25 protein-coding genes are annotated in these 20376 nt (G+C 68.7%); 12 read left to right on the top strand and 13 right to left on the bottom strand.

The window, feature by feature from the left end:
- Positions 1-312 precede the first annotated feature (312 nt).
- Positions 313-867, bottom strand: a complete 555-nt coding sequence (locus ACE3TL_RS11845; protein ID WP_374533764.1) for a peroxiredoxin — start codon at positions 865-867, stop codon at positions 313-315.
- 122 nt (positions 868-989) lie between these two features.
- Between ACE3TL_RS11845 and ACE3TL_RS11850 the strand changes: the two genes are divergently transcribed.
- The 3 genes from ACE3TL_RS11850 (at position 990) to ACE3TL_RS11860 (ending at position 2839) form a co-directional block, all read left to right on the top strand.
- Positions 990-1889, top strand: coding sequence for a hydrogen peroxide-inducible genes activator (locus ACE3TL_RS11850; RefSeq protein ID WP_374578893.1), 900 nt, complete (start codon positions 990-992; stop codon positions 1887-1889).
- A 78-nt stretch (positions 1890-1967) separates the two neighbouring features.
- Positions 1968-2537, top strand: coding sequence for a PadR family transcriptional regulator (locus ACE3TL_RS11855; RefSeq protein ID WP_374578894.1), 570 nt, complete (start codon positions 1968-1970; stop codon positions 2535-2537).
- A 2-nt stretch (positions 2538-2539) separates the two neighbouring features.
- On the top strand, positions 2540-2839 hold the full coding sequence (locus ACE3TL_RS11860) for a DUF2218 domain-containing protein (RefSeq protein ID WP_374578895.1): 300 nt from the start codon (positions 2540-2542) through the stop codon (positions 2837-2839).
- Here the strand turns inward: ACE3TL_RS11860 and ACE3TL_RS11865 are convergent.
- A complete protein-coding gene (locus tag ACE3TL_RS11865) occupies positions 2836-3336 on the bottom strand; it encodes an N-acetyltransferase family protein (protein WP_374578896.1) in 501 nt (166 codons plus the stop codon). The two genes, ACE3TL_RS11860 and ACE3TL_RS11865, sit on opposite strands and share 4 nt — an antisense overlap.
- Entirely contained in the window at positions 3336-5411 is a 2076-nt protein-coding gene (locus ACE3TL_RS11870; protein WP_374578897.1) for a prolyl oligopeptidase family protein, read from the bottom strand. Before ACE3TL_RS11870 ends, ACE3TL_RS11865 begins: the two co-directional genes overlap by 1 nt.
- Positions 5412-5492: 81 nt before the next feature.
- Between ACE3TL_RS11870 and dapF the strand changes: the two genes are divergently transcribed.
- Positions 5493-6320, top strand: coding sequence for a diaminopimelate epimerase (gene dapF, locus ACE3TL_RS11875; protein WP_374578898.1), 828 nt, complete (start codon positions 5493-5495; stop codon positions 6318-6320).
- Complete coding sequence (gene mtaB, locus ACE3TL_RS11880; RefSeq protein ID WP_374578899.1) at positions 6317-7621, top strand: tRNA (N(6)-L-threonylcarbamoyladenosine(37)-C(2))-methylthiotransferase MtaB; 1305 nt, start codon at positions 6317-6319, stop codon at positions 7619-7621. The genes dapF and mtaB overlap by 4 nt, the downstream gene beginning before the upstream one ends.
- Positions 7622-7651: 30 nt before the next feature.
- Here mtaB and ACE3TL_RS11885 read toward each other — a convergent pair whose 3' ends face one another.
- Positions 7652-8278, bottom strand: a complete 627-nt coding sequence (locus ACE3TL_RS11885; RefSeq protein ID WP_374578900.1) for a trimeric intracellular cation channel family protein — start codon at positions 8276-8278, stop codon at positions 7652-7654.
- Between the two features lie 47 nt (positions 8279-8325).
- Here ACE3TL_RS11885 and ftsY point away from each other — a divergent pair, with 47 nt between their 5' ends.
- From ftsY to ACE3TL_RS11900, 3 genes are all read left to right on the top strand, one after another.
- Positions 8326-9264 carry a signal recognition particle-docking protein FtsY gene (gene ftsY, locus ACE3TL_RS11890; RefSeq protein ID WP_374578901.1) on the top strand — a complete coding sequence of 313 codons (939 nt, stop codon included), beginning with the start codon at positions 8326-8328 and terminating at the stop codon, positions 9262-9264.
- Positions 9261-9872, top strand: coding sequence for an inner membrane-spanning protein YciB (locus ACE3TL_RS11895; protein ID WP_374578902.1), 612 nt, complete (start codon positions 9261-9263; stop codon positions 9870-9872). The genes ftsY and ACE3TL_RS11895 overlap by 4 nt, the downstream gene beginning before the upstream one ends.
- Before the next feature lie 99 nt (positions 9873-9971).
- On the top strand, positions 9972-10541 hold the full coding sequence (locus tag ACE3TL_RS11900) for a MarR family winged helix-turn-helix transcriptional regulator (RefSeq protein WP_374578903.1): 570 nt from the start codon (positions 9972-9974) through the stop codon (positions 10539-10541).
- Between the two features lie 6 nt (positions 10542-10547).
- Here ACE3TL_RS11900 and ACE3TL_RS11905 read toward each other — a convergent pair whose 3' ends face one another.
- The 7 genes from ACE3TL_RS11905 to ccmA form a co-directional block, all read right to left on the bottom strand.
- Positions 10548-10784 carry a hypothetical protein gene (locus tag ACE3TL_RS11905; RefSeq protein ID WP_374578904.1) on the bottom strand — a complete coding sequence of 79 codons (237 nt, stop codon included), beginning with the start codon at positions 10782-10784 and terminating at the stop codon, positions 10548-10550.
- 63 nt (positions 10785-10847) lie between these two features.
- Positions 10848-11366: a DsbE family thiol:disulfide interchange protein gene (locus ACE3TL_RS11910; protein WP_374578905.1), complete on the bottom strand. Its 519-nt coding sequence runs from the start codon at positions 11364-11366 to the stop codon at positions 10848-10850.
- Positions 11363-11506: a heme exporter protein CcmD gene (gene ccmD / locus ACE3TL_RS11915; RefSeq protein ID WP_374578906.1), complete on the bottom strand. Its 144-nt coding sequence runs from the start codon at positions 11504-11506 to the stop codon at positions 11363-11365. Before ccmD ends, ACE3TL_RS11910 begins: the two co-directional genes overlap by 4 nt.
- Before the next feature lies 1 nt (position 11507).
- Positions 11508-12236, bottom strand: a complete 729-nt coding sequence (ccmC, locus tag ACE3TL_RS11920) for a heme ABC transporter permease CcmC (RefSeq protein ID WP_374578907.1) — start codon at positions 12234-12236, stop codon at positions 11508-11510.
- A gap of 136 nt (positions 12237-12372) precedes the next feature.
- A complete protein-coding gene (locus ACE3TL_RS11925; protein ID WP_374578908.1) occupies positions 12373-12870 on the bottom strand; it encodes a Spy/CpxP family protein refolding chaperone in 498 nt (165 codons plus the stop codon).
- A gap of 77 nt (positions 12871-12947) precedes the next feature.
- Complete coding sequence (ccmB, locus tag ACE3TL_RS11930) at positions 12948-13613, bottom strand: heme exporter protein CcmB (RefSeq protein WP_374578909.1); 666 nt, start codon at positions 13611-13613, stop codon at positions 12948-12950.
- A complete protein-coding gene (ccmA, locus tag ACE3TL_RS11935) occupies positions 13610-14212 on the bottom strand; it encodes a heme ABC exporter ATP-binding protein CcmA (protein WP_374578910.1) in 603 nt (200 codons plus the stop codon). Before ccmA ends, ccmB begins: the two co-directional genes overlap by 4 nt.
- Positions 14213-14423: 211 nt before the next feature.
- On the opposite strand from ccmA, the gene acnA reads away from it, so the two are divergent.
- The 3 genes from acnA (at position 14424) to ACE3TL_RS11950 (ending at position 18614) form a co-directional block, all read left to right on the top strand.
- The gene (gene acnA, locus ACE3TL_RS11940; protein ID WP_374578911.1) at positions 14424-17108 is read left to right on the top strand and encodes an aconitate hydratase AcnA; all 2685 of its coding nucleotides are present in this window, start codon (positions 14424-14426) and stop codon (positions 17106-17108) included.
- A 158-nt stretch (positions 17109-17266) separates the two neighbouring features.
- Positions 17267-17959 (top strand): DUF1223 domain-containing protein, encoded by a 693-nt coding sequence (locus tag ACE3TL_RS11945; RefSeq protein WP_374578912.1) that lies wholly within the window; start codon positions 17267-17269, stop codon positions 17957-17959.
- A gap of 319 nt (positions 17960-18278) precedes the next feature.
- Positions 18279-18614: a DUF2794 domain-containing protein gene (locus ACE3TL_RS11950; RefSeq protein ID WP_374532823.1), complete on the top strand. Its 336-nt coding sequence runs from the start codon at positions 18279-18281 to the stop codon at positions 18612-18614.
- Positions 18615-18721: 107 nt separating this feature from the next.
- Here ACE3TL_RS11950 and ACE3TL_RS11955 read toward each other — a convergent pair whose 3' ends face one another.
- Positions 18722-19471 (bottom strand): Bax inhibitor-1/YccA family protein, encoded by a 750-nt coding sequence (locus tag ACE3TL_RS11955; RefSeq protein ID WP_374578913.1) that lies wholly within the window; start codon positions 19469-19471, stop codon positions 18722-18724.
- Positions 19472-19599: 128 nt separating this feature from the next.
- Between ACE3TL_RS11955 and thpR the strand changes: the two genes are divergently transcribed.
- Positions 19600-20136, top strand: coding sequence for an RNA 2',3'-cyclic phosphodiesterase (gene thpR / locus ACE3TL_RS11960; RefSeq protein ID WP_374578914.1), 537 nt, complete (start codon positions 19600-19602; stop codon positions 20134-20136).
- A gap of 8 nt (positions 20137-20144) precedes the next feature.
- On the opposite strand, the gene ACE3TL_RS11965 is transcribed toward thpR, so the two are convergent.
- Positions 20145-20376, bottom strand: a 232-nt coding sequence (locus ACE3TL_RS11965; protein WP_374578915.1) for a DUF2214 family protein, incomplete at its 5' end; no start/stop codon positions are given.

Raw genomic sequence — 20376 nt, forward strand, 5'->3', positions numbered from 1 at the left:
GGCGTAGGCGGAGGCGACGAAGGTCCCCCACTTCTGCTGGTCGTTCAGCAGCGTCTCGTTGGCCAGGCTCGACAGGTTGAGGCTGAGATCCTTGGCGTAGGCGGGCAGGGACTCGCGCAGGGCGTCGAGCGACATGGCAATCTCCGGAAATCTAGGCGCGTGAAGACGCTCGCCAATCTGGCGATGCGCCGGCTTGGATGGGAAGGAAGAAGGCCCGGGAGGCGCGGGGAGATCGCGCGCTCCCGGGCGTGGCGACGCAGCGGGCGGCCTCGAGGCTTGAACGAGGCCGCCGCTTCGGGGGCTGGAGGGTGACTACGCCGCCAGGGTTTCGCCGCCGACCGCGCGGTTGCACGGGCAGAGTTCGTCGGTTTGCAGCGCGTCGAGGACGCGCAGGGTGTCGGCCGGAGCGCGGCCCACGTTGAGGTTCGTCACGTAGACGTGCTGGACGACGTTGTGCGGGTCGACGACGAAGGTCGCACGCAGGGCCACGCCTTCTTCTTCGTTCAGCACGCCCAGGGCGCGGGCGAACTTGCCGCTGTTGTCGGCGAAGTTCCAGATGGCCAGGCTGTTCAGGTCCGGATGCTCACGGCGCCAGCCGAGCTTGGAGTGCTCGTTGTCGGTCGAACCGCCCAGCACCACCGCGTCGCGCTCTTCGAACTGCGGGTTCAGGCGGGCGAACTCGGCGATTTCCGTCGGGCACACGAAGGTGAAGTCCTTCGGATAGAAGAAGATGACCTTCCACTTGCCCGGGAACGACTCGTTGGTGACGGTTTCGAAGGCGCTCTCGCCATTTTCTTCGTGACGGTTGAACTTCGGCTTCACGCCGACAACCTTGAATTCCGGAAGCTTTTCACCAACGCCGAGCATGAGGTTCTCCAACTGATTGAAATAGGCCGGCCGAAGCCGTGGCCAGCAGATAGTGCTGCATCGCACAAAAGGCCAATCGATAGTTTCTGGCTTTTGGATAGAATTTTCCTATCTTAGCCGACATGATCCTGCCGACCCTGCGCCAACTGCAATATCTGAAGTTCCTCGCCGAGCATGGATCGTTCGGCAAGGCGGCCGAGGCGGCCCATGTCACCCAGCCGACCCTGTCGGCCGGGGTGCAGGAACTGGAGAAGATCCTGGGTGGCCCGGTGGTCGACCGGGCCCGCTCCGGCGTCATCCTGACGGCGCTGGGCGAGGCGGCCCTGGCCAAGGCGGTGACCATCCTCAACGAGGCCGAGGACCTGGTGCAGTCGGCCCGCAACGCCGGCCAGCCCCTGACCGGGCGGTTTCGGCTGGGCGTCATTCCGACCGTCGCGCCCTTCCTGCTGCCCAAGGCCCTGCCGCTGCTGCGCAGCCGTTTTCCGAAGCTGCGGCTGTTTCTGCGCGAGGACCTGACGCACCGGCTGATCGCCCTGCTGAAGGCGGGTCAGCTCGACGCGGCGCTGATCGCCTTGCCCTACGACATGAGCGGCCTGGCTCACGCCCATGTGTCGGACGACGAGTTGCTGGCCGCCCTGCCGTCCAGCCATCCGCTGGCGAACCAGGCCGCTGCGCCGTCCTCGGCCATGGAGTCCGACGAGCTCATCCTGCTGGAAGACGGCCATTGCCTGCGCGACCACGCCTTGGCCGCCTGCCGGATCAATCCGTCCAGGGCCAACGCCGACGAGGAATCCTTCGCCGCCACCTCGCTGCCGACCCTGGTGCAGATGGTGGGGTCGGGCCTGGGCGTCACCTTCCTGCCGGCCATGGCGGTGGCGGCCGGCCTGACCGAGACCGCGGACGTGGCGGTCATGCCGCTGGAGGCCGGTCACCCCAGCCGCGAGATCGTCGTCGCCTGGCGGTCCGGGTCGAGCCGGGCGCTGGAGGGCCGGTTGCTCGCCGAGACGCTGCGGGGCGCCTAAGACTATTTTCGATATATCTTGACTGTCGATCCAATCGCGATATATCTCGAATATCGACATATCGAAATAGGATCGAAAATGCATCGACACTTCTGGAAACGACATGAACATCGCAGCCCCTTCAGCGGGCACGGCCATGGGGGCGAACACCGGGGCCGTCACGGCGGCCGCGGACGCGGCGGGCCGCGCGTCGGACGCCTGCTGGAGCACGGCGATCTGCGCTTCGTCATCCTCGCCCTGCTGAAAGACAAGCCCAGCCACGGCTACGAACTGATCCGCGCGCTGGAGGAGCGCACCGGCGGCGCCTATCGCCCCAGCCCGGGCGCGATCTATCCGACCCTCTCCTTGCTGGAAGACGAAGGCTTCGCCCGTCCGGCCGGCGAAGAAGGCGGCCGCAAGGCCTATGAGATCACCGAAGCCGGGATCGAGGCGCTGGAACGGAACAAGGCCGGCGTGGACGCGGTTTTTGCTCGGCTCGACGAGGCCGCCGAGTCCTCGCCGCGTTCGTCCCCCCGCGTGGCCCGCGCCATGCAGAACCTGGCCATGGCGCTGCGGATGAGCCTGCAGGGCGAACGCCCGGACGAGGCGAAGATCGACGCGATCGTCGCGGCGATCGACGAGGCGGCGGCCCGGGTCGAGAAGGCGTGACCATGGAGGCTCAGATGAAGTCCAGCGCCACCGTTCCGACCGAACATGCGAGCCGCTACATGGTGCAGCTCTGTAAGCACTTCGGCCACAAGATCCCGACCGAGTGGAACGACCACGAGGGCAAGATCACCTTCGCCATGGGCGAGGTCGCGCTGCGGGCGGGACCCGAGACCCTGATGATGGTGGCCAGCGCCGCCGACGCCGAGGGCCTGGCCCGGGTCGAACAGGTCACCGACAGCCATCTCAAGCGCTTCGCCTTCCGCGAACCTGACATGACCGTGGACTGGCGGCGCGGCGCCTAAAGCGACTTGGTGAAGTACAGCGCCAGATCGTCGTCCACGACGACGCTCTGGCCCGGTGCGACGGAAGTATTGTCCCAGGCGATGCCGCGACCGTCAGGGATGTAGCCGCGCAGCACGTAAAGCCGCTGCGCCGGCCCGTAGTCCGGATAGAGGCCGACGCCGATCCCTGCGATTGGCGACCGCTCGGCGATCAGAGCTTCGGCGGCGTCCATCAGACGCGTGCCGATGCCGCGCCGCCGGAAGTGCGGCAGGACGTTGAAATCCCGCACCTCCGGAATCTCGGCCTCGGCGAAGGCCGGATAGGGCGAAATCCAATCCACCGTCACATATCCCGCGAACTCACCGCCCAGCCGGGCGACCAGCACCGCCCGTCGCCCTTCCGCTTGCTCGGCCAGATATTGTTCGAACTGCGCGGCCGGCTTGCTCCAGCCGATAGCGGCGAAGGCCGCTTCGAAGCGGGCGGGGTCGTCCTCGCAAAGCGGTCCGATCTCCAGCATCAGTCCATCAGCTTCTGAGCGAGGTAGACGTAGTGGAACGCCCAGCGGCGGGCGTTCATTTCCGGGTCGGCGTCGTTGGAATGGCCGCCGAAGGTGTTCTCGAAATAGAGATAGGGATAGCCCAGCGCCTCCAGCCTGGCGGCGAACTTGCGGGCGTGGCCGGGATGCACCCGGTCGTCGCGCGTGTTCGTCGTGATGTAGGGCTCGGGGTACTTCTGGCCGGGCTTCAGGTTCAGGTAGCCGTCGTACTTGGCGATGAAGGCACGGTCTTCGGACACGTCTGGATCGCCGTACTCGCCGATCCACGAGGCCCCCGCCGACAGCTTGTGATAGCGCAGCATGTCGACCAGCGGGCTTTCCACCACCACCGCGTTCCACAGCTCCGGATGCTGGGTCATGGAGACGGTGGTCAGCACCCCGCCGTTGGAGCGGCCGTAGATGCCCAGCCGGCGCGGCGAGGTGATCTTGCGCGCCTCCAGGTCGCGGGCTACCGCGGCGAAATCGTCGAAAGCGAGCTGGCGTTTTTCGCGTAGCACCGACTGGTGCCAGGCCGGGCCGAACTCGCCGCCGCCGCGGATGTTGGCGATCACGTAGGCGCCGCCGCGCTCTAGCCAGATCTTGCCCATCTCGGGGATGTAGATCGGCGGCTTGGCGACCTGGAAACCGCCATAGCCGTACATGATGGTCGGCGTGGAGCCATCGAGCCTGGCGGCCTTCGGCATCACTACGAAATAGGGAATCTTGGTCCCGTCGGACGAAGTCGCCCAATATTGCTCGACCTTGTCCTTGCTGGCGTCGAAGCGGGCGGGCAGGGCCTTCACCTGCCGGGCCTGGCCGCTGGCGGCGTCGGCCAGCCAGAGGGCGTTGGGCGTCAGGAAACCCTCGGCGTAGACAAACAACTGGTCGTCCTTGCCGGAGGTCGAGCCGATGGTGAGGGTGGCGTCCTTCGGCAGGTCCAGCCGCCGCGCGGTCCATTCGCCGCCGGTGAAGTCATGGACCTCGACCGCGCCCTTCACGTCCTCCAGCAGCTCGACCACCAGCTTGCCCTTGGTGTCGGCCACGGCCTGGATCGCCTGGCGCGGGCCGGGCTCGAACACCTTGCGGGCCGCCGGTCCCGGGCCGTCGCGCTTCAGGCCGGCGACGTCGTAGGAGATCAGGGCGCCCGAGGTGAAGCCGTTCCAGGCCTCCTGCAGGCTGAAGACGGCCTGGCCGTCGACATAGGCCTCGAACTGCGCCTTCTTGGGCAGAGTGATCGGGACGAGTTTGCCGCCCGAATAGAGTGAATATTCGGACTCGAAGAAGGTGACGCCGCGCTGGATCAGCACCCCGTCCGCCGCGCCGCCTTCACCGCGCAGCACGACCGCCTCGGTCGAGACGTCGGTCGGCTGGCCGCGGAAGATCTCGGTCGCGGCGCCCGCGCGGTCGACGATCTTGACCACATAGGCGTAGCCGGACTGCGTCACCTCGCCCTTGGTCCATTCGCGGGCGGCGACCAGGTGGTCGCGGTCCAGCCAGTCGGCGCTCTGCTTGCCTTCGGGCGCGCGGAACCCGCCGCTCACGAAGCTCTTGGTCTTTACGTCGAACTCGCGCAGCTCGACCGCATCGCCGCCGCCGTTGGACAGCCGCACGATGCAGAGCGTCTCGTCCGGCTTCAGGCAGGTCGCGCCCTTCCAGAACCAGTTGCGGCCTTCGTCCTTTGACAGCTTGTCGACGTCCAGCACCACTTTCCAGGCTGGCGCCTGCGTCTGATAGGAGGCCAGGCTGGTCTGGCGCCAGACGCCATGGGTGTGCGTCGCGTCCTGCCAGAAATTGTCGACCCCGCCGGCCCGGAAGCTCGGCCTGGCGATCCGGTCGACGGCGGTGAAGATCGCCCGGCCTTCGGTGAGGAACGCCTGGTAGCGCGCATCGCCCTCCAGCCGCTGGGCGGTGTGGGCGTTCTGGGCTTCTACCCAGGCCATCGCGCGAGGGCTGTCGACCTCTTCCAGCCAGATGAACGGATCGGCGGCGGGCGCTTGCGCCAGGGCCGCCGGGGCGGAGAGCAGGGCGCCGACGAGCGCCGCGGACAGGAGTTTCATGCGAAATGAATAGAGGCGCTGGGCCGCCTTTGTCTTCCCAAAGGTGATCGCCGGCCAATTCTCGCCTATATAGCCGGCGTCATGAGCCGTCCGTTCCTGAAGATGAACGGGCTCGGCAACGACTTCGTCGTCGTCGAGGCCCGCACCGCCCCCTTCGCCCCCAGCGCGGAGGAGGTGCGCGCGATCGCCAGCCGCGAGCGCGGGATCGGCTGCGACCAGCTCGTCTCCATCGAGCCGTCGGGCAAGGCCGACGCCAAGGTCCGGTTCTGGAACGCCGCGGGCGACGAGGTCGGGGCCTGCGGCAACGCCAGCCGCTGCGTCGGCTGGCTGCTGATGGAGGCGGCCGGGACCGACCGTGCGGTGATGGAGACGCAGGGCGGGCTGCTGGTCGCCAACCGCGCCGGCGACAAGGTGGTCAGCGTCGACATGGGCGAGCCCGGCCTCGACTGGCGCCAGATTCCGCTGGCCGAGGAGATGGACACCCGCGGCATAGAGCTGCAGGTCGGCCCCATCGACGATCCGATCCTGCACACGCCGGGCTGCGTCTCGATGGGCAATCCGCATGTGGTGTTCTTCGTGCCGGACGCGGAGATCGCGCCGGTGCGCGAAGTCGGACCGATGATCGAGCATCACCGGTTGTTCCCTGAAGGCGTCAATGTCGGCTTCGCGCAGATCGTCGGCCGCGACCGTATCCGCCTGAAGGTCTGGGAACGTGGCGCGGGCCTGACCAAGGCCTGCGGCACCGGGGCCTGCGCGGCCCTGGTCGCCGCCGCCCGCCGTGGCCTGACGGACCGCAAGGCGACCCTGGTCCTCGACGGCGGCGAACTGGTGGTCGAATGGCGCGAGAGCGACGGCCACGTCATCATGACCGGCGCCGCCGAAGTCGAGTTCGCCGGAACCCTGCCGTGAGCGGCGACGCCCACGAGGGCGAATTCACGGTCGTCCATCGCAAGGCCGAGGCCGGCGGCGTCGACATCGTCACCTTCGGCTGCCGGCTGAACGCTTACGAGAGCGAGGTCATCCGCGCGCGCGCCGCGCAGGACGGGCTGTCGAACGCCATCGTCTTCAACACCTGCGCAGTCACGAACGAGGCCGTGCGCCAGGCGCGCCAGGCGATCCGCAAGGCCCGGCGCGAGAACCCAGGCGCCAAGGTGATCGTCACCGGCTGCGCGGCCCAGATCGATCCCGCCGCGTTCGCCGCCATGGCCGAGGTCGACCTGGTGCTCGGCAACGCCGAGAAGTCGCAGGCCGGCGCCTATGCCGAGGGCCGCGCCGCCGAGGGCAAGGTCCGCGTCAACGACATCATGAGCGTGCGCGAGACTGCCGGCCACCTGATCGACGGGCTGAAGGATCGTGCGCGGGCCTATGTCGAGGTCCAGAACGGCTGCGACCACCGCTGCACCTTCTGCATCATCCCGTACGGCCGCGGCAATTCACGCTCGGCCCCGGCCGGCGAGGTGGTCGAGCAGGTCCGCAAGCTGGCGGCCCAGGGCTATCGCGAAGTGGTGCTGACCGGGGTCGACGTGACCAGTTGGGGCGCCGACCTGCCGGGCCAGCCGACGCTCGGCCAGCTCGTCGCCCGCATCCTGAAGCTGGTCCCGGACCTGCCGCGCCTGCGGCTGTCGTCCATCGACGCGGCGGAGATCGATCCGGACCTGATGCGCTGCCTGGCGCAGGACGCCCGGCTGATGCCTTATCTGCACCTGTCGCTGCAGGCGGGCGACGACATGATCCTCAAGCGCATGAAGCGTCGCCACCTGCGCGCCGACGCCCTGAAGCTCGTGGCCGACGTGCGGGCCGTGCGGCCGGACGTGGCTTTCGGCGCCGACCTGATCGCCGGCTTCCCGACCGAGACCGACGCGATGTTCGCCAACACCCTGGCCCTGGTCGAGGAGGCGCAGCTCTCCTTCCTGCACGTCTTCCCGTTCAGCCCGCGTCCGGGCACGCCGGCGGCGCGGATGCCGCAGCTCCAGCGTCCGGTGATCAAGGACCGCGCGGCCCGCCTGCGCGCCGCCGGCCAGGCGGCCCTGACCCGCCACCTCGACCGCCAGGTCGGCCGCACCTTGAGCGGCCTGGTCGAACGCGAGGGCGTGGCTCGCGCCGAGGACTTCACCGAGATCGCCTTTACGGGCCAGGCCGCGGTCGGCGGCGTGGCGCCGATGCGCGTCACCGGTCACGATGGGACGCGGGTGATGGCCGAGGTTCTCTGAGGCCGGCCTCGGTCCCGCTGCCGGGAGGCCCTATCTCGGCTTCCCGCGGCCTGGAAACGCAGGCAGGGTCCAGCCGCGGCTGATCGCGCCGGCGCGCACGGCGAAGGCGGCCGCAAAGCCGGCCGCGCCAGGCCAGATCCCGCGGACGCCCAGCACGTACAGCACGACGAAGAGGCTTGCCCCCACCAGGGCGCAGCTCACATAGATCTCGCGGCGCAGCAGCACCGAGGGCTCGTGCGCCAGCACGTCGCGGACGATGCCGCCGAAGCAGGCGGTCAGCACGCCCATCAGCACGGCCGAGAACGGCGGTACGCCCAGCGTCAAGGCCTTGGCCGCCCCGACCACGCTGTAGGCGGCCATGCCCAGCGCATCGAGCCACAGCAGCGCCCGCATCCGGCCGGGGCCCGTCCCGAACACCCAGATCACCGCCGCCATGACGATGCAGACCACGATATAGCTGGGGCGCTGCACCCAGAAGACCGGCGCGCCGATCAAGAGGTCGCGCATGGTCCCGCCGCCGACCCCGGTCACCGCGGCGAAGAAGGCGAAGGTGACGATGTCGTGCTTGCGCTGGGCCGCGGCGATGGCGCCCGTGGCCCCGAAGACGGCGACGGCGGCGTAGTCGAACCAGACGAAGGCGGCGGCGAGTGCGTCCATGTGTCGATCCTCTATCGCGCAACTGTTTGTCGAGCTAGAAGCGCCGCATGACCGAACCGAAGAAGGGCTGGTTCCAGCGTCTGACCAGCGGGCTGTCGCGCTCGTCCAAGCAGATGACGGAACAGGTGGTCTCCACCTTCACCAAGCAGCCACTGGACCAGGCCAAGCTCGACGAGCTTGAGGAGATGCTGATCGAGGCCGATCTCGGCCCGCATTCGGCCGCGCGCATCACCCAGCGCTTCGCCGAGGAGCGCTTCGGCAAGAGCGTCGACGAGCGCGAGATCAAGGAGGCCCTGGCTGAGGCCATCGGCGCTGAGCTGGAAAGCCGCGAAGGCGATTTTTCGCCGCTGTCGGGGCCGCGGCCCTATGTGGTGATGTTCATCGGCGTCAACGGCTCGGGCAAGACCACCACCCTGGGCAAGATCGCCGCGGACCTGGTCGGACGAGGCGCCAAGGTGCTGGTCGTGGCCGGCGACACCTTCCGCGCCGCCGCGGTCGAACAGCTCAAGGTCTGGGCCGAACGCTCCGGCGCCGACTTCATGTCGCGCCCGACCGGCTCCGATGCGGCGGGTCTGGCCTTCGACGCCCTCGAGCGCGCCAAGGCCGAGGGCTATGACGTCGTGCTGATCGACACCGCTGGCCGCCTGCAGAACAAGCAGGGCCTGATGGACGAACTGCTCAAGGTCATCCGCGTGGTCAAGAAGGTCGCGCCCGACGCCCCGCACGAGACCCTGCTGGTGCTGGACGCCACCGTCGGCCGCAACGCGCTCGCCCAGGAAAACATCTTCGGCAACCAGATCGGCGTTTCGGGCATCGTCATGACCAAGCTGGACGGAACCGCCCGCGGCGGGGTGCTGGTGCCGGTCGCCCAGGCGTCCGACAGCCCCATCAAGCTGGTCGGGGTGGGCGAGGGGATCGACGACCTCCAGCCGTTCAAGGCGCGCGCCTTCGCCCGTTCGCTCGTCGGCCTGGACGAAGACGCATGAAGCTCTCCCCCGCCGCCCACAAATGGGTCCGCGGCCTGGTCGACTATGGCGGCCTCGTCGTCTTCCTGCTGGGCTTCTTCTACAACACCAAGATCGCGGGCCTGGCCTCGCGCGAGGCGCTGGTCGAGGCGACCTGGTGGCTGGTCGGCGGTTCGGGCCTGGCCCTCGTCGTGGGCCTGATCTTCGAGCGGCGGATCGCCCCGTTCCCGCTGATTTCCGGCGGCGCGGCCCTGCTGTTCGGGGGGCTTACCCTGTTCTTCCACGACGTCCGCTTCGTGAAGATGAAGCCGACGGTGATGAACACCCTGTTCGGCGTGCTGCTGCTGGGGGGGCTCGCCCTGCGCAAGAACCCGCTCAAGCTGCTGCTGGGCGATGCGGTGAAGATGCCGGAAGAGGGCTGGCGCAAGCTGACCCTCAACTACGGCCTGTTCTTCCTCGCCCTGGCGGCGATCAACGAGGTGGTCTGGCGCACCCAGCCGGACGACATCTGGGTGGTGTTCCGTTTTCCGGGCCTGCTGATCCTCTCGGTGCTGTTCTCCTTCGCTCAGGTGCCGCTGATGATGAAGTACGCCAAGACCGACGAGCCTCCGCCGCCGCATGTGGAATAGGCGGCCTCTGGCGCTTGCGACGCCCACGGACCATCTGTCGTGAAATCGACACCGTGAGCGGTTAGGTTCGGCTTTAGTCGACAGGCGGGGGACAGGCCGATGGCCAAGTCGAAATCCCAGGACAGCAAGGGCCTTGCGGCCTTGGACAAGTCGCCCAGCCATCTGTTGCACAGGGCGTTGCAACTGGCCCTCGACATCTATGCCGACGAACAGGGCGAGGGCGGCGTCACCCAGCGCCAGTACGCGGTGCTGGCGGCGGTGGAGGCCTATGAAGGCCTCACCCAGACAGACCTGGTGAAGATCACCGGCATCGACCGCTCGACCCTGGCCGACATGGCCGCGCGGATGATCGCCAAGGGCCTGCTGGAGCGCCAGCGCTCGCTCTCCGACGCCCGCGCCAACGCCGTCAGCCTCACCGAGGCGGGCCGCCTCGCTCTCGCCGAGGCCAGGCCGAAGATGGAGGCCGCCGATGCGCGGCTGCTGCGCCGCCTGTCGGGCGCCAAGCGCGAGGCCCTGACCACGGCCCTCCGCGACCTGCTCCGCGAGGGCGACCCGCCGCCGCAGCCGTCGGACAAGAAGCCGAAGGCCGGGAAGGCGAAGAAGGTCAAGGCCGACAAGGCGCCAAAGCCCGACAAACCGAAAAAGAAGAAGCTGAAGAAAGCGGCCTGACCGACCCTAGACCCGGATGTCCAGCAGCGAGCCGGGGCGCAGGACTTTCTGCGGCGGGTCGTCCGGCAGATTGGTCGGGATCTTCTGTGCGGGGGTCGCTGTCGACGCCTGCGTCGTCGCGGCCGCAGCAGGCTGACCGAACGCCGCCTGGAAGAACGCCCGCTGGGCCGAACCCTTGGCCGCGCCGGCGGCTTGGGCGGGCGGTTGCTGAGGCGGGAAGATCGGCGGGCGGATCGTGCTCACGGCGGTCGCTTTATGGTTAACGAAAACCTCCGCGACCCTCAGCCGCGCCGCCTCAAGGTTTGGTTAACGCGGAGCCTTGGCGAGCAATTCGCGCGCCGTCTCCGGCGTCAACGGGCCGGTGTGCTTGGCCAGCACCGTTCCGTTCACCCCGATCAGATAGGTCTCCGGCACTCCGGTTACGCCCAGGTCGATGCCGGCGCGCCCGTCGCGATCGACCAGCCGGGCTGCATAGGGATCGCCCAGTCGGCCGAGGAAGGCCTTGGTGTTCTCCGGGGCGTCCTTGTAGGCGATGCCGACGATCCGAACGCCCTGCCTTTTCAGATCGACCAGCACCGGATGCTCGATCTCGCAGGGCGCGCACCAGGAGGCGAAGATGTTGACCAGCACTGGCTCGGGCTTGGCGGCGTCCTGCAGCTTCACCGGCCGCCCGTCGTCCAGCGCCGGCAGGACGAGTTCGGGAAGCGGCTTGCCGACCAGGGCGTGCGGCTGGACCTTGGGATCGCGCTTCAGGGCGAAGAGGCCGAACAGCAGGCCCAGCGCCAGCAGGGCGGCCAGCGGCAGGAGAGCGAAGGCGCGGTTCATTCCCCGTCCTTCTCCGCCTTGCGCCGCCAGCGGGCCGAGGCGCGCAGGGTGAAGACGATCATGCCCAGGAAGACCAGGGCGGTGAGGCCGTAGGCCGGCCAGACGAAGGCGGCGTACTTGCCGGCGTCGAGATCGAGCATCCTACCCCCTCGCCGCGCGCAGGGCCGCAGCCTCGGCGCGGCGGCGCCAGACCTGGGCGCGGATGCCCACCAGCCACAGCGACCCGAAGGCCGCCATGAAGGCCAGGCCCATCAGCAACAGCGGCCACAGGAACTCGTTGGTCATGGCCGGCCCCTGCTTGCGGAACACCGAGGCTCCCTGGTGCAGGGTGTTCCACCAGTCGACCGAGAACTTCACCACCGGCAGGTTCACCGCCCCCACCAGGGCCAGGATCGCGCCGGCGCGCGCCGCCTTGGCCTCGTCGTCCAGCGAGGCGCGCAGGGCGATATAGGCGAGATAGACCAGGAACAGCACCAGCACCGAGGTCAGGCGCGCGTCCCACACCCACCAGGCGCCCCACATCGGCCGGCCCCACAGCGCGCCGGTCACCAGGGCCAGGAAGGTGAAGGCCGCGCCGAGCGGGGCGGCGGCCTGTGCGGCGGCGTCGGCCAGGGCGTGGCGGAACACCAGCGCCAGGAGGCTGGCGACCGCCAGGCAGACGTAGACGAACATGCTGAGCCAGGCGGCTGGCACGTGGATGAACATGATCCGCACCGTGTCGCCCTGCTGGTAGTCCTCGGGCGCAGTGAAGCCGAGCCAGAGGCCGGCGAGCGCCAGAACCACGGCGATGACGCCGAACATCGGCGCAGCCCAGCGGGAAAAGGCCATGAACCGCTCGGGATTCGACAGGAAGGCCGGGGCTGGGATCATGGGCGCGGCTTAGCGTCCGGCGCGGCCGCCTGCAAGCCGCCGCGGCTAAGGACATCTCCGCGTTGCGACAGGCGGGTCGCCGCCCGGAAAGCGATCAGGACGGGCGCTGTGAGCCGCGCCCGTCCGTTCGGCGAGCCTAGCGGCCCATCGGGCGGTGCCCGCCGAGACCGCGCATGCCGTGCTGGCCGCGCATCCCGCCGTGCGGCGCCATGGCGTCGAAGGCCTTTTGCTGAGCGGGCGAAAGCTGGGCGTAGAAGGCCTTGGTTGCGGCGATCCGCCGGTCCAGGTTCGCCAGTCGTTCGGCCGACCGCGCGCGCAAGGCGTCCAGCCGCTGCGGCGTCGACATCTGCGCCTTGGCCTGGCGTTGGGTCGCTTCGGGCCGGGCCGGTGGTTTCATCGAGGCGATATAGGTCTTCAGCGCCGGTTCCTGGTCGGCGCGAAGCTGCAGCGCCGCGCGCAGGCGTTCGGCCCGCCGTTCGGCGATGGCCGCCGGGTCGGGCCGCTCGCGCCCCGGGACCATCTGGCCGCGGTGTTCGGCGGGCGGCGGGGCCGGTGGTTGCTGGGCCAGGCTTGCGCCAGCCGAGACGAGCAGGACGCCGCCGGCGGCCAGCGACGCGATCTTGGTGAAGGTCATGATTTCGATAGCTCCATTCGCCGCCCCTCTGAGCCTTCAACGGCGCAGCGGCGAAAATCCGTCGCAGACGCGCGCGGTCAGCTCAGGGCGTTGCGGCAGGCCGCCGCCATCGCCAGCGGTCCCAGGGCCACGGCCGCCGCCGCATAGGCCGCCAGCAGCGCAAAGCCCGCCCGCCAGGGCAGGCCGCCGCTGAACGAATCCAGCGCCCCGCCGCCGAAGATCACCGGCGGCACGAACAGCGGCAGCACGATCACCGCGGTCAGCAATCCGCCGCGCCGCGCCCCCAGACTCAGCGAAGCGCCGATGCCGCCCGTGAACGAGAAGGCCAGCCCGCCCATCAGCGAGCAGGCGAAGATCAGCGGGGCGAGTTGCGGCTTGGCGCCCAGGGCGATGGCCGCCAGCGGCGCGGCCAGGGCGAGCGGCGCGCCGGTCGCCAGCCACTGGCCCAGGCACTTGATCGCGCAGGCGATCTCCAGCGGCAGCGGCGAGAGCGTCAGCAGGTCCAGGGCCCCGTCCTCGAAGTCGCGCTCGAACAGGCGGTCGAGCGACAGCAGGGCGGCCAGGGCCAGGGCGACCCACGCCGCCCCCGGCGCCACGGCGGCCAGCCGCGCAGGTTCCGGCCCGGTCGCCAGCGGCAGCAAGGTCGCCACCCCAGCGTAGAAGCCGAGCGAGACCAGCGGCCCGCCGCCGCGGCCCCAGGCCAGGACGATCTCGCGCGACAGCAGCGCCAGGGCGCGGCTCACGGCGCGATCTCCACGGCGAGCGCCGGCACCGGCAGCGGATCGTGTACGGCGGCCACGATCAGGCCGCCGCCGGCCAGGTGCTCGGCCATGATCTCCCCGAACCGGACGCGCCAGTCGGCGTCCAGTGGGCTCAAGGGTTCGTCCAGCAGCCACAGCGGCCGCGGCGCGGCCAGCAGCCGGGCCAGGGACAGCCGCCGGCGCTGCCCGGCCGACAGTCGCCGCACCTCCAGCTCCAGCAGCCGCGTCAGGTCCAGCCGCTCGGCCGCGGCGCGGGCGGCCTGCGGCGACCCGCCGGCCCAACGTGTCCAGAAATCCAGCTCCTCCCAGGCGGTGCGAGCCGGCTTCTGACCGTCCTGGTGTCCGGCCAGATGGATATGCTCGGCCCGCGCGTCTTCAGGCGCCACGGCGCCGAAACTGATCTCCCCGGCTTCGGGCCGCACCAGGCCGGCGATGGCGCGTAGCAGGCTGGTCTTGCCAGCGCCGTTGCGGCCGACCAGCGCCGCGGCCGACCCGGCCTCCAAGGCGAAGCCTAGGCCGGAGAACAGCAGCCGCCCGCCGCGCCGCAGCGCCAGGTTTTCGACCCCCAGGCGCCCGATCATGCAGCGGGCCTTTGCGGGTGATTCTCAACTGGCCATGAAATGCCCCGACGCGCATGGACGGTTCGGAAACAAGGGGCTATGACGCCCGCGGCCGTCGCCACCTTGGGGGGCTTACGCGGCGCTGGGACGTACGCTGTGTGTCCGCCCCGAAAAGCGCGCGATTCCCGATGTGGTCCAAGAGCGGCCGAGAACAGAGGAAGGATCCCTGAATATGGCGTCTAACGACAGCCTGAAGACCCGCCGCGAACTTACCGTCGGCGACAAGACCTACGTCTACTACAGCCTTCGCGCCGCGGAGGAAGCCGGTCTTTCGAATGTTTCGCGCCTTCCGGTCTCGATGAAGGTGCTGCTCGAGAACCTGCTGCGCAACGAGGACGGCGCGACCGTCGGCCCCGACGACCTGAAAGCCCTGGCCGCCTGGCTCGACAACAAGGGCGGCGTCGAGCACGAAATCAGTTTCCGTCCGGCCCGCGTGCTGATGCAGGACTTCACCGGCGTCCCGGCCGTGGTCGACCTGGCCGCCATGCGCGACGCCATGACCAGCCTCGGCGCCGACCCCGAGAAGATCAACCCGCTGAACCCGGTGGACCTCGTCATCGACCACTCGGTTATGGTCGACTACTTCGGCACCGCCAAGGCCTTCGGCGAGAACGTCGAGCGTGAATACGAGCGCAACATCGAGCGCTACCGCTTCCTGCGCTGGGGTTCGTCGGCCTTCAACAACTTCCGCGTCGTGCCGCCCGGCACCGGCATCTGCCACCAGGTGAACCTGGAATACCTGGCCCAGACCGTGTGGCTGAACGAGGACGGCGGCGAAACCGTCGCCTATCCGGACACCGTGGTCGGCACCGACAGTCACACCACCATGATCAACGGCCTGGCCGTGCTGGGCTGGGGCGTCGGCGGCATCGAGGCCGAAGCGGCCATGCTGGGCCAGCCGATCCCGATGCTGATCCCCGAGGTCATCGGCTTCAAGCTGACCGGCGCGCTGCCGGACGGCGCCACCGCCACCGACCTGGTGCTGACGGTCACCCAGATGCTGCGCAAGAAGGGCGTGGTCGGCAAGTTCGTCGAATTCTTCGGCCCGGGCCTCGCGGGCCTGACGCTGGAAGACCAGGCGACCATCGCCAACATGGCCCCGGAATACGGCGCCACCTGCGGCTTCTTCCCGGTCACCAAGGCGACCATCGACTATCTGCGCGCTACGGGCCGTGAACCGCACCGCGCCGACCTGGTCGAAGCCTACGCCAAGGCCCAGGGCATGTGGGTCGAGGCCGGCGACGCCGACCCGGTGTTCACCGACACCCTCGAGCTCGACCTCGGCACGGTCGTTCCGTCCATGGCCGGCCCGAAGCGGCCCCAGGACCGCGTGCTGCTGTCGGACGCCGCAGCCGAGTTCAAGTCCGCCCTGGCCAAGGACTTCGGCAAGACCGGCGAGGAGCCCCGCGTGCCGGTGGCCGGCGAGAAGTTCGACGTCGGCAACGGCGACGTGGTGATCGCCGCCATCACCTCCTGCACCAACACCTCGAACCCCTCGGTGCTGATCGCCGCCGGCCTGGTGGCCAAGAAGGCGGTCGAGAAGGGCCTGAAGGTCAAGCCGTGGGTGAAGACCTCGCTGGCGCCCGGCTCGCAGGTCGTCACCGACTACCTGAAGGCGGCGGGTCTGACCAAGTCGCTCGACGCGCTCGGCTTCAACCTGGTCGGCTACGGCTGCACCACCTGCATCGGCAACTCCGGCCCGCTGCCGGAAGCCATTTCGGAGGCGGTCAACGCGAACGACCTGGTCGCCTGCTCGGTGCTCTCGGGCAACCGCAACTTCGAAGGCCGCGTGAACCAGGACGTCCGCGCCAACTACCTGGCCAGCCCGCCGCTGGTCGTCGCCTACGCCCTGGCCGGCTCGATGAACATCGACCTGGCCACCGAGTCGCTCGGCGAAGGCAAGGACGGCGCCCCAGTCTACCTCAAGGACATCTGGCCGACCTCGGAAGAGATCGCCACCCTGCAGCGCAAGCACGTCACCCAGAAGATGTTCGCAACCCGCTACGCCGACGTCTTCAAGGGCGACAAGAACTGGCAGGGCATCAAGGTGTCCGGCGGCCAGACCTACGGCTGGGACATGGGTTCGACCTATGTGCAGAACCCGCCGTATTTCCAGGACATGAAGATGGAGCCGGCGCCGGTCACCGACATCGTCGAGGCCCGCATCCTCGGCGTGTTCGGCGACTCGATCACCACCGACCACATCAGCCCGGCCGGTTCGATCAAGGCGACCTCGCCGGCCGGCGTCTATCTGCGTGAACGCCAAGTGCCCGCCACGGAGTTCAACTCCTACGGCGCGCGCCGCGGCAACCACGAGATTATGATGCGCGGCACCTTCGCCAACATCCGCATCCGCAACAAGATCACGCCCGAGATCGAAGGCGGCGTGACCAAGCACTTCCCGTCGGGCGACGTCATGTCGATCTATGACGCGGCGATGCGCTACCAGGGCGAAGGCCGCCCGGCGGTGGTGTTCGCGGGCAAGGAATACGGCACCGGCTCGTCGCGTGACTGGGCGGCCAAGGGCACCAAGCTGCTGGGCGTCCGTGCGGTCATCGCCGAGAGCTTCGAGCGCATCCACCGCTCGAACCTGGTCGGCATGGGCGTCCTGCCGCTGCAGTTCACCCAGGACGGCTGGCAGAAGCTGGGCCTGACCGGCGAGGAGATCGTCACGATCCGCGGCCTCACCGAGCTCGCGCCGCGCAAGCAACTGACCGTCGAGATGTACCGTCCGTCGGACGGCCGGATCGCCCGCTTCCCGGTCCGCTGCCGCATCGACACCCCGACCGAGCTTGAGTACTTCAAGAACGGCGGCGTGCTGAACTACGTGCTGCGCAACCTGGCGCGCGCGTCCTGAAAGCAGGTTTGCCTCTCTCGCGCAGAGGGGTAGATCATCGATACCGAGGGGGTCTGCCGGCCATGCAGGCCCCCTCTTTTCGACTCCGAGAGCCGCCGCCGGTTGGTCACGCCTTGTTGAAATCCAAACCTCGGGGAAGTCCGCTTAAGTGCGCCACGATGCGTAAGGCCGCGCTGCTCAGCCTCGTTCTCTGCGTCCTCCCCATGGCGGCGCTCGCCCGGCCTCCGGTGGTGGTGGAGCTGTTCACCGCCCAGGGCTGCGCCTCCTGCGGCGAGGCCAACGCCTATCTCGCCAAGCTGGCCGAGCGCGAGGGCGTGATCGCCCTGACCTTCCCGGTCGACTACTGGGACTATCTCGGCTGGTCCGACACCTTCGCCAGGCCTGAGTTCACCGCCCGCCAGAAGGCCTATGTCGAACGCCTCGAACTGCGCGAGCCCTATACGCCCCAGGTGGTGGTGGACGGCCACGCCCAGGCCGGCGGCCTGCAGACCGAGAAGGTCGACCGCCTGGTCGCCCAGGCCGCGCGCGCGCCGGTCGATCCGCCGGACATGGCCTTCATCGGTCCGCGCCGGGTCGATGTGGGGACCGGCAAGCCGCCGCGTGGCGGGGCCGAGGTCTGGATGATCCGCTTCGACCCGCGCGAGCAGGACGTGCTGGTCCGCAAGGGCGACAACAAGGGTCAGACGGTCCAGCACCGCAACGTCGTTCGCGAGATCGAGCGCCTGGGCGTCTGGCGGGGCCGTCCGACTGCCTACCGCCTGCCGCAGGCCGAGGAGGAGGGACTGGAGACCGTGGTCGTCGTCCAGGCTGCGAACGGCGGCCGCATCGTCACCGCCGCCCTCAAGCCCTGAAGGTTCACGCACAAAACGAAACCCGCGCGGTGGGGGATCCGCGCGGGCTCGCTTGGGGTGCTCTATGAAGAAGCGTCGGTTGGCCGAAGGCCGATCCAGGGGGGCTGGGGGGGCTGTTCAGGATCCGGGACCAGCAATTCCGACCAACCGACAATGAGACTATCGGTGGTGGATCAGGCGCGCGAACGACCGAAATAAGGTCTTTCCATGGCGTGAGATTACAAGCGGTTTAGAAACGGCGGCGGCCGTGGCGTCTCGGCAACGCCGCCTTGAACAGAGCATTTGTCGAACGTCGCGATTTGGGGCAGGCTTCGCGTCGATGGCGCTCGATCCGCAACAGCAGCCCGCCCGGACCGCCCAGGTCTTTTTCGAGCGCCGTGAGCTCGATCGCCTCCTCGCCCTCTACGGACGTATGGTCGCCGCCGGCGAGTGGCGCGACTACGGCATCGGCGCGCTCAGCGACGCCTGCGTCTTCTCGGTCTTCCGCCGCGCGTCGGAGGCGCCGCTCTACCGCATCGAAAAGCGCCCCGCCTTGGCCCGTCGTCAGGGCGCCTGGGCGGTGATCGGCCAGGGCGGAATGGTCCTGCGCCGCGGCCACGAACTGGAGCAGGTGCTCCGCTTCTTCGACAAGGGCCGTTTCAAGGTGGTGGAGTAGGGACAGGCGCTGCGCGCTTTCTGGGACGCCACGGGCACGGAAGATCAAACAAAAACCCCGGCGGTTTCCCGCCGGGGCTCTGTGAACCTTGGAGGTTCCGTCAGGGTCTAGCGGCGGTCGCCGAAGATGCTGAGCAGGAATTGGAACAGGTTGATGAAGTTGAGGTACAGGTTCAGCGCGCCGTAGTTGGTGGCCACGCCCATTGCGGCCTCGTCGCCGCCCATCTGGTAGTAGCTCATCTTCAGGCGCTGGGTGTCGTAGGCGATCAGGCCGGCGAAGATGAACACGCCCAGCACGCTGATGATGAAGCCCATCATACCGTTGTGCAGGAACATGTTGACCAGGCTGGCGATGATCAGGCCGAACAGACCGATGATCAGGAAGCTGCCGAAGCCGGTCAGGTCCTTCTTCGTCGTGTAGCCGAACAGCGAGAGGCCGCCGAACGCCGCCGCAGTGATCAGGAAGGTCGAGAAGATCGACGCGCCCGTATAGACGAAGGTCAGCACGCCCAGACCCGCGCCGATCAGCGAAACGATCGTCCAGTAGAAGATTCCGGAGGAACGCGGCGTGACGTTCTTCATGGCGAAGGCGCCGAACAGCATCACGACCAGCGGCGCGAACGCCACGATCATGCCAAGCGGCGTGTAGCCCACGCGCCCCGTTTCCGAGACGCTGAACATCAGGTTGCGCACCGGCTCGAAGGTTCCGGTCAGGAACGCCAGGGCGGCGGAGAGAACGAGACCCAGCGCCACCTTGTTGTAGACGCCGAGCATGAAGCTGCGCAGTCCCGCGTCCACCGACATGTCGGCGCGATCTGCGGGGACCGTGCGCGCGTAGCCGCGGTTGAAGTCGCTCATCAGAGACTTAGGCCCTTTTCTAGCGCCCGGAGCGGACGCAGCTCCGAATATCGTGACGGTTCGGCATCCTTGCAAGGCGCCGGCGATTACGATTGCGTCAGAACTCCTTGTATTTAGGTCGCTCGCCCATGATCCGCCTGTTCGCCGCCATCGCCATCCCCGAAGAGCTCGGAACGACGCTCCTGCCGCGCCAGGATCGGCTGCCCGGCGCTCGCTGGCGTCCGCTGGAGGCGCTCCACATCACCCTGCGCTTCATCGGCGACGTGCCGGAAAACCTCGCCGGCGACCTCGACGCCGAGCTCACCACGATCGGGGGCGGCCCGCTGGAGCTGTCCCTGACCGGCGTCGGGGCGTTCGGGGAAGGCGCCGACATCCACGCCGTCTGGGCCGGGGTCGAGGAGAACGAGGGCCTGAAACGCCTGGCGCGCGCCTGCGAGATCGCCGCCCGCCGCGCGGGGGTCAAGGCCGAGACCCGCGCCTACAAGCCCCATGTCACGCTCGCCTATCTGCGCCGCCCCAACCCGGCCGAGGTCGCGGCCTGGATTCAGGAAAACAACCTGCTGCGCACCGAGCCCTTCCGCATCACCAGCTTCGGCCTCTATTCGAGCTGGCAGTCCGACCAGGGCTCCTGGTATCGCCTGGAGCGGGAATACCCCCTGTACTGACGCGCAGCCTATCCCCCGAAGCCGCGCACCATCATCGCGGCGAAGACCGGGATCAGGCCGAAGAGGACCGCTTCGGCGATCATGAACGGGCGAACGGCGGCGACGTCGGCTGCGGTCAGGGCGAAGCCCGGCTCGCTGCGGGCGCGCCGGCGCCACTGCAGGATGCGCAGGGTGGGCGGGACCGACAGCAGGCCGACCAAGGCGAAGACGCCGACCTTGCTCCAGAAGGCCCAGTTGCCA

This window comes from Phenylobacterium sp. (genome assembly GCF_041920015.1).
Classification (GTDB): Bacteria; Pseudomonadota; Alphaproteobacteria; order Caulobacterales; family Caulobacteraceae; genus Phenylobacterium.

Excerpts from the sequence above, each read along its gene's own strand:
- ACE3TL_RS11845 (WP_374533764.1), bottom strand. The coding sequence starts at position 867 with ATGCTCGGCGTTGGTGAAAAGCTTCCGGAATTCAAGGTTGTCGGCGTG.
- ACE3TL_RS11850 (WP_374578893.1), top strand. The coding sequence starts at position 990 with ATGATCCTGCCGACCCTGCGCCAACTGCAATATCTGAAGTTCCTCGCC.
- ACE3TL_RS11855 (WP_374578894.1), top strand. The coding sequence starts at position 1,968 with ATGCATCGACACTTCTGGAAACGACATGAACATCGCAGCCCCTTCAGC.
- ACE3TL_RS11860 (WP_374578895.1), top strand. The coding sequence starts at position 2,540 with ATGGAGGCTCAGATGAAGTCCAGCGCCACCGTTCCGACCGAACATGCG.
- ACE3TL_RS11865 (WP_374578896.1), bottom strand. The coding sequence starts at position 3,336 with ATGCTGGAGATCGGACCGCTTTGCGAGGACGACCCCGCCCGCTTCGAA.
- ACE3TL_RS11870 (WP_374578897.1), bottom strand. The coding sequence starts at position 5,411 with ATGAAACTCCTGTCCGCGGCGCTCGTCGGCGCCCTGCTCTCCGCCCCG.
- dapF (WP_374578898.1), top strand. The coding sequence starts at position 5,493 with ATGAGCCGTCCGTTCCTGAAGATGAACGGGCTCGGCAACGACTTCGTC.
- ACE3TL_RS11885 (WP_374578900.1), bottom strand. The coding sequence starts at position 8,278 with ATGGACGCACTCGCCGCCGCCTTCGTCTGGTTCGACTACGCCGCCGTC.
- ftsY (WP_374578901.1), top strand. The coding sequence starts at position 8,326 with ATGACCGAACCGAAGAAGGGCTGGTTCCAGCGTCTGACCAGCGGGCTG.
- ACE3TL_RS11895 (WP_374578902.1), top strand. The coding sequence starts at position 9,261 with ATGAAGCTCTCCCCCGCCGCCCACAAATGGGTCCGCGGCCTGGTCGAC.
- ACE3TL_RS11900 (WP_374578903.1), top strand. The coding sequence starts at position 9,972 with ATGGCCAAGTCGAAATCCCAGGACAGCAAGGGCCTTGCGGCCTTGGAC.
- ACE3TL_RS11910 (WP_374578905.1), bottom strand. The coding sequence starts at position 11,366 with ATGAACCGCGCCTTCGCTCTCCTGCCGCTGGCCGCCCTGCTGGCGCTG.
- ccmD (WP_374578906.1), bottom strand. The coding sequence starts at position 11,506 with ATGCTCGATCTCGACGCCGGCAAGTACGCCGCCTTCGTCTGGCCGGCC.
- ccmC (WP_374578907.1), bottom strand. The coding sequence starts at position 12,236 with ATGATCCCAGCCCCGGCCTTCCTGTCGAATCCCGAGCGGTTCATGGCC.
- ACE3TL_RS11925 (WP_374578908.1), bottom strand. The coding sequence starts at position 12,870 with ATGACCTTCACCAAGATCGCGTCGCTGGCCGCCGGCGGCGTCCTGCTC.
- ccmA (WP_374578910.1), bottom strand. The coding sequence starts at position 14,212 with ATGATCGGGCGCCTGGGGGTCGAAAACCTGGCGCTGCGGCGCGGCGGG.
- acnA (WP_374578911.1), top strand. The coding sequence starts at position 14,424 with ATGGCGTCTAACGACAGCCTGAAGACCCGCCGCGAACTTACCGTCGGC.
- ACE3TL_RS11945 (WP_374578912.1), top strand. The coding sequence starts at position 17,267 with ATGCGTAAGGCCGCGCTGCTCAGCCTCGTTCTCTGCGTCCTCCCCATG.
- ACE3TL_RS11950 (WP_374532823.1), top strand. The coding sequence starts at position 18,279 with ATGGCGCTCGATCCGCAACAGCAGCCCGCCCGGACCGCCCAGGTCTTT.
- ACE3TL_RS11955 (WP_374578913.1), bottom strand. The coding sequence starts at position 19,471 with ATGAGCGACTTCAACCGCGGCTACGCGCGCACGGTCCCCGCAGATCGC.
- thpR (WP_374578914.1), top strand. The coding sequence starts at position 19,600 with ATGATCCGCCTGTTCGCCGCCATCGCCATCCCCGAAGAGCTCGGAACG.